Source organism: Rhizobium sp. NZLR1, from assembly GCF_017357385.1.
Lineage (GTDB): Bacteria > Pseudomonadota > Alphaproteobacteria > Rhizobiales > Rhizobiaceae > Rhizobium.
The window spans coordinates 198,601-211,773 of the sequence record NZ_CP071637.1; the positions used below are offsets into that span (position 1 = coordinate 198,601).

Here is a 13,173-nt window from a genome sequence, read left to right on the forward strand (position 1 = left end):
ATTTAGTTAGTCAATTTCCTTGGCTACGAATATTCTGTCGGAGTTGATGGGGAATCATACGCATGCTCGATAAATCTGATGCCGTGACCGGAAGCCGGTTTTCCGCGCGCTTGACGGAGTGGCCGACCGTCGTGCTTTCAATAGCCATATATGGCGGGTTTCTCGCCGTGACCTATTGGTGGCAATCGCTGCCGCCAGCGCTTGTCATCTTCACCGGCGGATGGCTCATCGCCTGGCACGGCTCGCTGCAACATGAGGTCATACACGGCCACCCGACCAGGTTTGATCGGGTGAATGACGCTATTGGGGCGGTGCCGCTGTCGCTCTGGCTTCCCTTTGCGATCTACAAGGAAAGTCACCTTGAGCATCACCGCGACGAACATCTGACGGATCCAATCGAAGATCCGGAATCCTCTTATTTCACGCGCGCCGCTTGGGAGCAGCTGGGGGCGGCGGGCAGGCTTTTAGCTCTCTGGAATACCACGTTGTTTGGCAGGCTGACGCTCGGGCCAGCAGTGATGATCCTGAGCTTTCTTGCGCAGGAATGGCGCTTGGTCCGTGCGAACGAGCCGGGACGCCGCCGCATCTGGGCGGTCCATGGAATCGGTGTCGCCGTTGTCGTCTTCTGGGTAACGGCGATTTGCGGCATACCAATTTGGCTTTATCTTTTCGGCTTCGTCTATGTCGGCGCGGCAATGACGCGGCTCAGATCCTATGCTGAGCACCGCTATGCGGACAGCCACGAGGAGCGCACGGCTATTGTCGAGAACAGTTATCTCTTCGGCCTATTGTTTCTCTACAACAACCTGCACGTCCTTCACCATCGCCGTCCCGGCGTACCGTGGTATCGTTTGCCGAAGGTGTATCGTCGCAATCGAGAAGAGCTCATCCGGTCGAATGGCGGGCTTGTCTATGACGGATATTGGGAGATCGCTCGCCGGTTTTTTCTGAAACCCCACGACGATCCGACGCATCCTCGTCACTCGTAAGGGGATCAGCTCGATACTTTCCCTAATGCTGAACGACCATCCGTGCTGCGTTGCTGGCGTCTGAAGCGTCAAGACCGTTAGGATTCTTTGGCAGACGAGCGCTGCCTAGCAGCGCATCTGTTCTTGCCCGATGACGCCGAACCCAACCAGTTCCATTCCTTATCTAATTTTAGCTACTGTTCTGAAACGAAAAGAGTTTGAAATGCGCCTTGCAAGCCTCGCGATGTACATCAGCCCACCCCCAGTTGCCGAAGCCACCACCATGTTCTGGAGCTTCCTTCGGAACACGCTGCGCGACGAGGGGGTCGAAGACGTTCCGGAGGCTTTGGACGAGCAGGTGCGATACGATGAGGCCTGGCGTCATCCCGACTTGTTGCTGGCCCAGACCTGTGGCTATCCCTACGTAAAACATCTGCGCGGCAAGGTCCGGCTGGTGGCAACGCCAATCTATGGCCACCCCGGCTGTGACGGTCCCGACAAATGCAGTTTTATCATCGTTGGCCGGGACGCGGACGCGCGTTCGCTCGAAGACCTGCGCGGCGCCAAGGCGGCGATCAACGAGCCGGACAGCAATTCCGGCGTCAACCTGCTGCGTGCGTCGGTCGCGCCGCTTTCCAGAGACGGCCGGTTCTTCTCCTCGGTCGTCGAAACCGGCGGACATCGCAACAGCATCGACGCCGTTGCGTCCGGCATCGCGGATGTGGCGGCGATCGATTGCGTCACCTACGGAAATACGCTGCGTTTCGACCCGGAACGGCTCTCCGGCGTGCGGGTGCTGGCCGAGACTGTCAAGGGGCCGGGACTGCCGTTCATCACCCGCGCGAGCGCTACGGACGCGGAAGTCGGTGTTCTCTGCCGCGCGCTCGAAAGGGCTGCTGCGGAGCCGGCGCTTGCTAAGGCGCGTGATGCGCTTTCCCTTAAAGGCTTTGAGGTCCTTTCCGATACCGACTATCAGCCTTTGGCCGATCTTGAGCGTGATGCGCATGACCTGAACTATTCCGTTATCGCCTGAGGAGCAGTCAACGGAAAATGGCAGGCGACCGAACGGCCATCCGCCATGGATGCCAATTGTGGCGGGATGTTTCTGATATCAGACATCCGAGGCAAAGGCCTTGGAGATAAGATTTACGCTTGCGACCAAGGATACAATAGCAGCAGAGTTGAAGGCAACGATCCACCAATACCCACTGGTCAGAAAGCCGTAGCTGTCGGCGATTGACAAGCCCCAGTCGGCAGACGGTGGTTGTATGCCTAAGCCTAGGAAACTAAGTGTGGCCACCGAAAAGAATGCAAAGCCTAGTCTTAACGTAAATTCGATTAAGACAGTGTCGCGGATGTTCGGAAGAATTTCGAAGAACACGATGCCGAAGCCGCTTTGGCCAGACAGCCGCGCCGCCTGGACGTAGTCCCGTGCTAGTTGTTCTCTGGTGGCGGCCCTAACAGTTTTCGCGACAAGCGGGGTATAGGCGAGGCCAATCACAACGATGACGGTAGAATTCGCTGGTCCGAGAGCGACGATCGCCATCGTCACCAAGACGACAAACGGTAGTGACATGAATGCATCGAGAAGCCTGCCGGCGATCATGTCGAGAATTCCGCCAAAGTAGCCGATCAGCATTCCAACGACCGTTCCAAGCGCCACGCCAAGCGCCGTCGCTACGGGGGCGACCATAAGAATGTCACGCGATCCGACGAGAATCCGGGAAAAGACGTCGCGGCCCAGCTGATCGGTCCCAAACCAATGCACAACGTCAGGCGGTGACAGACCCGTGAGTATGTCATCGGCCATTGGGTCAAACGGCACAAGCCAGGCGCCGAAGAGAGCGCAGCCGATCCAGAACGCCAGGATAGTGACGCCGATAGTCGATGCCCAGTTCATTTGCCTCCAGCCGCTGAGGCGTAGATTGGCCGCGATAGCCCTCATCGTCCTGTCCTTACTCTCTGGCGAGGGTCCAGCAGCGTCTGAAGCAAGTCGCCTAACGCTGCAGCCAAGACATAAATTGTCGCCATCGCCAGGACACCACCTTCGAGCAAAGGAAAGTCTCTGGCCTTTGCAGCACTCAGTATGAGATTGCCAAGACCCTGGATACCGAAGAGCGTTTCGATGACGACCAGACCGCCGAAAAGATAGCCGGTCTGTGTTGCTATTACGGCAACGGTCGGCACCAGGGCATTGCGCAAAATATGCCGGGTGATGACCGTTCGTCTGGTGAGGCCCTTAAGGACAGCTGTTCGAGTGTAGTCGGCAGCAGACGCTTCGATGAAACCTGCACGCGTCGTTCGAGCGACATAGCAGGAAAGATTTAAAACCAGGGGCAGGGCTGGCAGAATTAGATACTGAAGCTCCTGTAGAAGATTGGAGCCTTCCGGAGCCGAGCCTGACAACGGCAACCATCCCACCCAAAGACCGAAGACCATCATCAGAAGTAGGCCTGACACGAAGTCCGGCACGGTCGCAATGGCGATGCCAAAGAAAAGGATGCTCCGGTCGACCAAAGAACCTGGTCTCAGACCGCAGAGAACCCCACCGCCTATGCCGAGTGGCAGAAGCAAAGCCATGATGATCGCCGCAAGCAACGCAGAATGGCCAAGGCTGTAGACGATGAGTGGGCCTGCGTCTGACTGGAATGACAGCGACAGCCCAAAGTCACCTCTGAGAGCGTGACCGAGCCAACGTATGTATTGCAGCAGAGCCGGTTGATCGGTTCCAAGTCTGTGGTTCAAAGCCGCAACCGCATCAGCGTCAGCAAAAGGTCCGAGCATGACCCTTCCCACATCACCGGGAAGGATCTGCCCGCACATAAAGACAATGACGCTGACCAGCCAAAGCGTTAGGCCCAGAAGGCCAAGCCGGGCAGCAACTTTGACTATGACATTCATATTTTTGTGCCCGGTCAGACGAATGAGGCTTTGTCCAGAAGGAGTTGCGAGATTGCCGTAAATCTGACCCCCTGTACCTTGGCGCTGGTGATGCGGCTGTACTGAGAGAAGTAAGGGATGATCACCGGAGTCTCATCGAGGAGGATGTTCTGAATTTTTCCGGCAGCTAGACGCTGGCTTTGAAGGTCTCGTGCCTTGCTATAATCGAGCAGAAGCCCGTCGTACTGTGGATTCTTGAAGTGAGCTGCATTCCAGGCGCCATCGCTCTTGAGGGTGGCGTTCAGGAAAATGTCGGGCGTGCCTCGATGACCGTAGTCGGTGATACCCAGTGTGGAGTCAAGCCAGTTCGAATTCCCGAAGGTCGCGGCACCATAATAGGCGTCCTGCGGCAGGATGTTCAGTTTGATCGCAATTCCGACCTGTTTCGCGAAATTTTGAACGAGAACTGCATAGTCAGGAATGCTGTAAGCGCGTTCCGTCGTCAGGGTGACCTCGAAGCCGTTCGGCACGCCAGCTTCTGCAAGAAGCTTTTTGGCCTGAGCGATGTCCTGCTTACGCTGGGGCACCGATGGGTCGGACGATGGAAAAATCGGAGCAAAGGGTGTGTCGTTGCCGACAATCGCTCTGCCTTTGAAGAGGCCCTTGACCAAGGCATCACGGTCGATCGTCAGCGCCAAGGCCTGGCGGACGCGTTTGTCCTGGAAGGGCGACTGGTCGACGCGAAGATGCAACTCTTCGTGCGTGCTTGCTTGGACGCTGATGATCTTGAACGCAGGGTTCTTCTCTACGGCCAGGATCGTTCGCGACGTTTCGGGGATGACGTCCACCTGACCGGCCTGCAACGCGAGGAGCTGCGCCTGTGGATCATCGAAGAACTTGATGTCGACTTGATCAGGAAGGGCTTTTTCTCCCCAGTAGTCGGGATTGCGGACGAAAGTTGCGCCCTGCTTGGGGCGGAAAGACTGCAACTTGAATGGGCCCGTTGCATTGAAGTGGTTCTGGAAGTCGCCTTTGTAGTCCGCAGGCAGGATGATCGCATTGAAGACGTCCGACGAGACGTAGAAGGGGAAGTTGCTGTTAGGCTGAGCCAATGTGAAGGAGACCGTCAAATCATCCTTCGCCTTGATCGAGCCCGGAAGGATCAAGCCTTTGTACGCTGAAAGCGCGGAAGATCCCGAAGATGGGTTGACCAGTCGTTCGAACGTGGCAACGACGTCCTTCGCAGACAGAACCTGGCCGTCGTGAAACTTAACGCCGGAGCGAAGCTTGAATGTCCATTCGGTGGCATCGTCATTGCCGGACCAGGACACGGCCAACGACGGTTGGAGGCCATGCTCGGAGTCGTCAAAGAGCAGATACTCGCCGACTTGGCTGATAACACCGATGCTCGCTGGGTCGGTGACCGACACGGGATCGATAGCGCCGGTCGGCTGATCCAAAGCCACCCGAATTTTCCCGCCTGGCTTTCCTGTCGCGGCTCGTGCCGACGACGGCATGCCCAAGCCTTGCGACGCGGCGAGGCCGGTCAGGCCCAGCAGTGAGGCATATTTGAATAGATCACGTCTGGACAGGAAACCTGCCTGGTGTTCATCGACGGCTACGTTCCACAGGTCACCAGACATATTGCGTATGCCATTGAGGTCGTCTCGGCTTGTCATTGTTTGGCTCTCTCTAAAAAATCAGGAAACTGGTTTGCCGTCGACGCGGATTTCGTCGACCGCCTGTGGGTAAAAGGCGATCAGACCCTTGATCTTCGGAATTTCGGGAAGCGGGGCCTCGTAGCTCCAGGCGACATCTGCCCCATCCTCACCGATTTCAGGGGAATAAGACCAATAGGATGCGATCCCCTTATAGGGGCAGCGCGACGTGCTGGAGGACACTGTCAGCGTATCCATCCGGATATCCGACGGCGGGATGTAGTAGCGGGTTGGAAGGTGCGTCTCGAAAAGGAAGACAGCATTTGTCGTGTCCGCGATGACCTCGCCATTGAGCTTGACCTGCAAATGGCTCGAGCTGGATATTGTGTCTACGCGGGCGTAAGGGTCGCGAGGGTGGACGAAAATCTCTTCGTCTTCTTCGAACCACTGGTCCACGCTCTTCCAGCGGAACGCTATATGGTCTTTCAGGATCTGCAGCGCCGGGTCATCAATTTCCACAGGCGACCATGCTGCTTCCAAAGATGTCCGATCCCCGATCGTCAATCCCCAGTTCAAAACTTCAAATCCCAGTTCATGCTTCGAACGGGTTGGCTCCGTATCAAGCAGACCGGTCCTGACCGACGATTTCGGGAAAAAATAGATCGGCAAAAACTGATTGCTTCTGAGGATCAGAGCTTCCCGACTGTCAGCCACCGTCTCGCCAGCAAATTTAACCCGGACGCGTTTCGGGCTGTGCAGGACGTTCGTCAACACAGGCGTGTTTGGTTCGCGCGGCTGCAATTTTATCGCTCCATTGCTCATGGGATGACCTTTCCTGGATCAAGAGGCGGCGCGGGAGATGGATGGTGTCGCAGCGAACCGGTTGGTAGGCTTTTCGAGTCCCAACCGATCGCGGAAGGTGCCGGGTTCGTATTCGGTCCTGAACAAGCGGCGTTTTTGCAGTTCCGGCACGACCTGCTGGGTAAAGTTGAACCAATCGTCGGGGAGGAGAGGGAACATCAGGTTGAACCCATCGGCTGCTCCAGACGTGTAAAGGTCTTCCAGTTGATCCGCGACTTGTGACGCGGTTCCTGCCACGGTCGGCACGGCGCCGGAATTTGCCAGCTTGCGTGCAATTTCACCCAGCGTCAGGTTTTGTTGACCCCAGACTTTGACGCGATTGAGAGCCGTGTGGCCGCCATTGTATCCGGCTTCTTCCGGCAACGGCGGAAGCGGGCCATCAAGTGGGTAAGCAGAAACATCAACACCGCTCCAGCTGGACAGGAGATCGAGGCCGACCTGAACTGGCATCAACGTTTGCAAATATTCTTGCCGCTCTTCGGCTTCGGAAACGGAAGAAGCAACGACCGGCATCACGCCAGGCAAGATTTTGAAGCTATCGGGGTGACGGCCAAACTTCCTCAGTCGGGCGTTGATGTCCTCGCGATAGCGGAGACCCTCTTCCTTGTCCCGCACGATTGCGAAATGGAGATCGGCGTGCTTCGTGGCGAAGTTTTTGCCGTCCTCGGAGGAGCCAGCCTGGACGATGATGGGATGACCCTGGGGCGGTCGGGGAACATTCAGCGGACCACGGACACTGAAATGCTCACCCCTGTGATTAAGGGGATGAACGCGGGTGGTGTTGGCATAAATCCCAGACTCCTTGTCCAGCAGAATAGCGTCATCTTCCCAGCTGTCCCAAAGAGCCTTGACGATGTCGAGATATTCGGCGGCGCGTTCATACCGGTGCGCATGGTCAATATTACCGTCCCTCCCAAAGTTTTGCGCTTCCTCGTCCATTGCAGAGGTCACGACATTCCAGGAAGCGCGGCCTTTGCTGATATGGTCGAGCGACGCGAACATCCGAGCGATGTTGTAGGGTTCGCTATAGGAACTCGATGCTGTCGAAATAAGACCAATATTCTTCGTCACCGCAGCCAGCGCTGACAGAAGTGTAATCGGTTCCAGGCGGGCGTTCGCATAGTGAGCTACCCCACTTTGGACGGAGTCCCAGATCGCTACGTGATCGGCAACGAACAATGTGTCCAGCTTTGCTCGCTCAGCTTCTTCCAGCAAGCCTCGATAAAAATCGAAGTCGAAAACCTCATACGTCGGGGCCTGTGGATGCCGCCACGACATGCGATGATCGCCCTGCGGATTGAAAAAGAACGCGCTTAGAATCATGTTTTTACGTGGCACGGTTATTCCTCGTGATCGCCTTAATGAGCGATTTCATCTCCTGACATTGACGGCTAGCGTCTGCTAAATTCTTAGTCTAGTAAAACCATAGATTTTTGTTCTGGAGCTCACAGATGGAATTTTTGCCCAGAGATCGTGTTTTGGAGGTCTCGGCGCTCTCAGTGTTTTACCGAGGTCGGGAGACCGTCAGAGCGGTTGATGACATCTCCTTCACGATTGATCGCGGCGAAGCCTTTGGCTTGCTCGGAGAATCCGGCTCAGGGAAAAGTTCGGTTGCGCTCAGTGTGTTACAGTACCTGCCAAAGACAGCCTCGCTTGAAGCGAAAAAGATGTTTTTGGAAGGGCGCGATCTCAGAGATCTGTCCGCCGCACAGCTTCGCGAAGTTCGCCGGAAAAAGCTTTCGGCTGTCTATCAGCACCCGGGGAGCGCTCTCAATCCTTCGATGACGATTGCTCGCCAAGTGACGGAGCAGCTGAGGGGGACCTCAGTCAGCGACGCACAGCGGAAGGCGACCGATATCCTGGATCGCGTGCGGGTCAGAAGGGTGGATAGAGTTCTCAGTTCTTATCCGCATGAACTGTCCGGCGGAATGCAACAACGGGTGGTCCTGGCGATGGCGCTGCTGGCAAATCCAGCGTTGATCGTGCTTGATGAGCCAACGACGGCATTGGACGCCAATGTGAAGGCGGAGATTGTCAGCCTGCTCAACGAGCTCAGGCGGGATCAGCGTACCAGCTTCTTGATCATTAGCCATGATGTCGATCTGATCGCGGCGACATGCGAGCGCGTTGCCGTCATGAATTCCGGATCGATAGTGGAGACCGGCTCCATTTCGTCGGTATTACACCATCCCTCCCATGGCTATACGCGCGACCTGATTTTGAGCAGTCCCCGAGATGGCTTCACAAAACGAGACGGCCTGCTGGGAGTATCGACAGTGCAGCCATTCGATTCCCGACGCCAGCACAGGGCCGCTGAAGATCAGAGGGACGACGGTTTGAATGTAGCACTTCGATGTGCCGACATTTCCCACAGCTTCGGTAAGCACCGCGTCCTGAGCGGCATCAATCTTGACATTGCAGCCGGCGAAACATTTGGTCTCATCGGCGAGTCGGGATCCGGCAAGTCTACATTGGCGCGGATCATCGCGGGGCTACAACGTCCGGACCAGGGCGCTGTCAGTATATTCGGTGCTGAGACGGCTAAAACGGTCGAACGCCGAACGAAGGACCATCGAGCAGCGTTGCAGTTGGTCTTCCAGTCTCCAGACATGACCCTTAATCCCCGACATCGCATCAGAAGGATCCTAGCGGGACCAATGAAAAGGCTCACCCGCGTCAGCCGCGCAGAGATCGCCGAAAAAATCGGCTCACTCATATCCTCCGTTCGGATGCCTAGCGAAGTTGTCGCCCGACTGCCGAAAATGCTGTCGGGTGGGCAACGGCAACGAATAGCGATCGCCCGCGCGTTCGCGGCTCAACCTAAGATCGTCATATTAGACGAACCCACATCCGCACTCGACGTATCCGTGCAGGCAACGGTGCTTAACCTGCTCAACGACCTGCAAAATCAGAACCAAACTGCCTATCTGCTCGTCAGCCATGATCTGAAGGTTATCCGGTATATGGCAGACAGGATCGGCGTGTTGTTTCGTGGTCGGCTCGTCGAGATGGGAACGGCCGATGAGATATTCGAAGGTCCCAATCACCCATATACGCAAAGCCTCCTGCGTCCACAGGGATTGGCACGCGCTGTTTCAGACGACGTCTCCTCCCATCAGGATAGAGGCTGCGTATTTGCAAAAGACTGCCAGCTTGTTTCAGATCAATGTTTCGCCGAAACACCACAAGAGCAAAAATTCGGATCGACACATAGCATCAGTTGCTGGCGCGGGGCGCGTGAGTTGCTACCTGCCCGTCGATCACCGATTGGGAAGATCCCCTTCAACATCTAGGAAGCGCGTGGTTAAGTCCATCAAATGGGTTCTGCCGGTCACCGTGCTGGGCAGCGGGCTGGGCTTCATCGACAGCTCGGTCGTCAATGTCGCTTTGCCGACAATGCAAGACAACCTCCAGGTTACTCTCAGCTCGATCCAGTGGGTGACGAATGGGTACCTACTGACGCTCTCAAGCCTGGTTCTCCTCGGGGGCACCGTAGGAGATAGATACGGAGTGCTTCGCATTTTCGTTGTCGGCCTTTGCTTGTTCGCGATCGCCTCCATCGCCTGTGGCTTCGCGCCATCTATAACGGTTTTGATTATTGCCCGCGTCTTGCAGGGCGCAGCGGCTGCATTTTTGATGCCATCGAGTCTGGCTCTCCTCAGTATGTCTTATCGAAGGGAAGAGCGCGGCAAGGCGGTCGGGACCTGGGCAGCTGCCGGCGGGGCTCTGATGGCAGCCGGGCCGCCGGTCGGCGGATGGTTGGTCGGGATTGCAGGCTGGCGGTCGATATTTTTTATCAACATCCCGATCGCCGCGATCGCGTTGGCCCTTTGCTTTTTCATTTCATCCCGCGAGCGCAAAGTTTCGACGTCTTCGATCGATTTTTCCGGTGCGGCGTTGGCAACGGCTACCTTGGGATTGCTGACGTATGGATTGATTACCCTGGGCCGAGGCGATTTTGTAGGTTGGGTTTACATTGTCGCGGCGTTTCTTGCGGGCATTGTGTTCATCGTGATCGAGCATAAAATCGACAATCCGATGCTCCCGCTGGAGCTATTTCGAAACAGAACTTTTGCCGGAACAAATATTCTCACCGTAACGCTTTATGGTGCTTTGAGCGGGGCGATCTTTCTCCTGCCCTACGCTCTCATAAGGGTCCACAATTTCAGTCCAGCGCAAGTTGGGCTTGCGATGCTTCCCCTGTCCGTTATTCTCGGACTGGGCTCGCGATTGGCCGGAAATATGATCGGGCGAATCGGGAGTAGGGGGCCGCTCATCATCGGCCCGTTGATCACGGCAGGGGGTTTTGCGATTCTGGCAACCAGTTTGGGTTTCGCTGGTTATGCACGGGCCTTCCTTCCAGGACTGGTGTTGATATCAGTTGGGATGACGCTCGTGGTCCCGGCGTTGACGACTGCCGTGCTTGACGCCGCACCAGACGAAAAGAGTGGTGCCGCTTCCGGGATAAGCAATGCGGCCGCGCGATGTGGCGGCCTGCTTGCGGTCGCAACGCTTGGGATAGCTTTTGGCGACGACAACGGAATTGCGCTCACGGCCGATCATGTGGCAAACGCGTATGTCGCAGTGATGTCGGCAGCGGCATTGGCAGCGGTTCTAAGTGCGGCAATAGCTGGCTTGACGATCACCAATCTACCAAGCGAAAGCGGGAAGTGATCGGGTACTAAGGAAGCATCGATAAATAGCTGAATCGTATAATGTCTGGCGGAGGGATTCCCTTTTCTTGCGTTACTTTATAGCTTGATGGGGTGATTTATTTGGCCGCATCAATTTGTGCTATGAGACGCTCAGCCCAGTTCTGGACGAGCGGGGTCGTCGTCGTTTTGCTGCATCTGTGTTGATTTCCACTGAGAAGTTCCCCGGGCATTTCCAACGAGATTTGGCACGGCAATCACGTGCTCGAAAATTGTCAGCGCTTCATGCTTCGACGACGTCGATATTATCCGGGATATTCCATCGTCTGTATAGGTGGATTGATCGAGCTTGGGGTGGCGGCCATAGATAACGTAGGCGCTTACTGACCGAAGAACGATCGCTCTTTTGACCCGGGGCTATCGATTGCCTCCAAAAGCAGCTGGCAGGTACGCCAGTAGTGTTCCGCGATCAGCCTGGATGCTGCCTCGGCGTTTCGCGCAAGAGCGGCGTCCATCAGATCCTTGTGTTCCTTCATTGTGTCTCGTTTGTTGACACCGGCAATCAACCCCGACAGGTTTCGATAACGCTCCGCGTGATCAAGCAGCGTATTGCGCAGCGACAGTAGGCGCGGCGACCCGCATGCAGACACCAAGGCGAAATGGAACGAATTATGCACCTCGTCCCAGTGGAGTTTTTCCGCATCAATAATGTTCATGGCGTGCGGCTGCAGTTTGGACAGCTGGTGAAATGCCGAAACAATACGGCCCTCCCAGGCAACGTCACCATTTTCGATCGATTTGCTCAACGCAAGGCCATCGATTTCCCCACGAGTGATGGTCAGATCAATGAGATCAGAACGCGACACATGCGAAACGCGAAATCCTTTGTGATCCGTCGCAACGACAAGCCCTTCCGAGATAAGTCTCGAAAGGGCTTCACGAATAGAGGCGCCACCGCAATTGTATTGGGCTTTCAAGGCTACGACACCAAGCCGCTTACCCGGTTTCAGCCGCGCAAGAAGGATATCCTTGCGAATGGCGGCTGTGGCAACCGACGTCAAGCTTGGGGTCGGATTATCGTCTTCTGTTTCGATGACGAAAGCCGGAGACGGTTTCGTTGTCGGGCGTGCCGCCATTCCTGTTCTCAACCTCTCCAATTCGGTTGGCCGTTTCTCCGACCGGCCGTCAATTTCCGATATATAGCCGTTGGACATTAAACCGGCAAACGGTTCAGAAATATCGGTCGGAATGCACAATCAATCACTTGGCGATGAAGTCATGCGGCAGGTCCGGCCCCCAGATGTGCGATTCGGCAAAGGTCCATCTTTTCGGATATTGCGGGCAATCCTTGTGATGAGGTCGAGGATCCCAGTAGCCCTGGGCGTCGTTGGACATGCGGTCGAGATCGCAAAAGAGCTCGACGATATTGCCGTCAGGATCGCGGTGATAGGTGAATATGTTGTGGCCAGCGCCGTGGCGGCCAGGGCCCCAGATGACGCGTTGGCGGTTTTCTCCGAGGATTTCGCAAGCCCGACCGATATGGTTCCAGTCACGGAGCTCGAAAGCGAAATGAAACAGACCTGGACGGTCCGAGTTCAAAAAATTCAGCACATGGTGATCGGCATTGCATCGCATGAACACGAATACATCCTCGATCCAGTCCGAGCTCTTGAATCCGAGGGCATCTCCGAAAAATTGCTCTTGTCTGCGATAGTCGGTGCAAAAGGTGGCTACATGACCGATCTTGTCCGGCCGCACGCCGTGGCTTGCGTAAGGACGGTGATTTTGGTCCTCCTCGTCATAGAGATAGAGAAGGAACCCGTCAGGGTCTTGAAGCGAGATCGCTTGCCTGACGCCGGGAAACGCGTCGCTGACGAGCTCTGCCTTGAAGCCGTCGCCTGAAAGGCTTTTGGCCTCTGCCGCCAGACTGTCATCAGCTGTTACCTGGAGCCCGACGTGGCGGTAGCCTTTGGCAGGGCTTGCGTGGATGCCAAGGGCATGGCTGCCGATGCCACAGGCGAGATAAGCCGCTTCCGATGAGATGCCGGCAATCGGCAATCCGAGGACACGATCATAATGATCTTTCATCGCCGAGACGTCCGGCGTGTTCAATCCCAAAAACCCCAACCTGTATGCTCGAACGCTCATTTCTCT

11 protein-coding genes are annotated in these 13,173 nt (G+C 56.0%); 4 read left to right on the forward strand and 7 right to left on the reverse strand.

Annotated features, from left to right (window positions below; translation table 11 throughout):
* Nucleotides 1–62 precede the first annotated feature (62 nt).
* Nucleotides 63–989 (forward strand): fatty acid desaturase, encoded by a 927-nt coding sequence (locus J3O30_RS32730; RefSeq protein WP_207585987.1) that lies wholly within the window; start codon nt 63–65, stop codon nt 987–989.
* A 202-nt stretch (nt 990–1,191) separates the two neighbouring features.
* Nucleotides 1,192–2,001 carry a PhnD/SsuA/transferrin family substrate-binding protein gene (locus J3O30_RS32735; protein ID WP_207586163.1) on the forward strand — a complete coding sequence of 270 codons (810 nt, stop codon included), beginning with the start codon at nt 1,192–1,194 and terminating at the stop codon, nt 1,999–2,001.
* 78 nt (nt 2,002–2,079) lie between these two features.
* Here the strand turns inward: J3O30_RS32735 and J3O30_RS32740 are convergent, their stop codons facing one another.
* From J3O30_RS32740 to J3O30_RS32760, 5 genes are read right to left on the reverse strand one after another with little or no spacing between them, the layout of a single operon-like run.
* Nucleotides 2,080–2,913, reverse strand: a complete 834-nt coding sequence (locus J3O30_RS32740) for an ABC transporter permease (protein ID WP_207585988.1) — start codon at nt 2,911–2,913, stop codon at nt 2,080–2,082.
* Nucleotides 2,910–3,869 (reverse strand): ABC transporter permease, encoded by a 960-nt coding sequence (locus J3O30_RS32745; RefSeq protein ID WP_207585989.1) that lies wholly within the window; start codon nt 3,867–3,869, stop codon nt 2,910–2,912. Before J3O30_RS32745 ends, J3O30_RS32740 begins: the two co-directional genes overlap by 4 nt.
* A gap of 14 nt (nt 3,870–3,883) precedes the next feature.
* Nucleotides 3,884–5,527 carry an ABC transporter substrate-binding protein gene (locus J3O30_RS32750; RefSeq protein ID WP_207585990.1) on the reverse strand — a complete coding sequence of 548 codons (1,644 nt, stop codon included), beginning with the start codon at nt 5,525–5,527 and terminating at the stop codon, nt 3,884–3,886.
* A 21-nt stretch (nt 5,528–5,548) separates the two neighbouring features.
* A complete protein-coding gene (locus J3O30_RS32755; RefSeq protein ID WP_207585991.1) occupies nt 5,549–6,328 on the reverse strand; it encodes a DUF427 domain-containing protein in 780 nt (259 codons plus the stop codon).
* An 18-nt stretch (nt 6,329–6,346) separates the two neighbouring features.
* Complete coding sequence (locus J3O30_RS32760; RefSeq protein ID WP_246762917.1) at nt 6,347–7,705, reverse strand: LLM class flavin-dependent oxidoreductase; 1,359 nt, start codon at nt 7,703–7,705, stop codon at nt 6,347–6,349.
* 113 nt (nt 7,706–7,818) lie between these two features.
* On the opposite strand from J3O30_RS32760, the gene J3O30_RS32765 reads away from it, so the two are divergent.
* Nucleotides 7,819–9,660 (forward strand): ABC transporter ATP-binding protein, encoded by a 1,842-nt coding sequence (locus tag J3O30_RS32765; RefSeq protein ID WP_207585992.1) that lies wholly within the window; start codon nt 7,819–7,821, stop codon nt 9,658–9,660.
* A gap of 7 nt (nt 9,661–9,667) precedes the next feature.
* Nucleotides 9,668–11,041, forward strand: a complete 1,374-nt coding sequence (locus J3O30_RS32770) for an MFS transporter (protein WP_207585993.1) — start codon at nt 9,668–9,670, stop codon at nt 11,039–11,041.
* A gap of 358 nt (nt 11,042–11,399) precedes the next feature.
* Here the strand turns inward: J3O30_RS32770 and J3O30_RS32775 are convergent, their stop codons facing one another.
* Together J3O30_RS32775 and J3O30_RS32780 are read right to left on the reverse strand one after the other, a co-directional pair.
* Nucleotides 11,400–12,155 carry an FCD domain-containing protein gene (locus J3O30_RS32775; protein ID WP_207585994.1) on the reverse strand — a complete coding sequence of 252 codons (756 nt, stop codon included), beginning with the start codon at nt 12,153–12,155 and terminating at the stop codon, nt 11,400–11,402.
* 124 nt (nt 12,156–12,279) lie between these two features.
* Entirely contained in the window at nt 12,280–13,167 is an 888-nt protein-coding gene (locus J3O30_RS32780; RefSeq protein ID WP_207585995.1) for a VOC family protein, read from the reverse strand.
* Nucleotides 13,168–13,173: the final 6 nt, after the last annotated feature.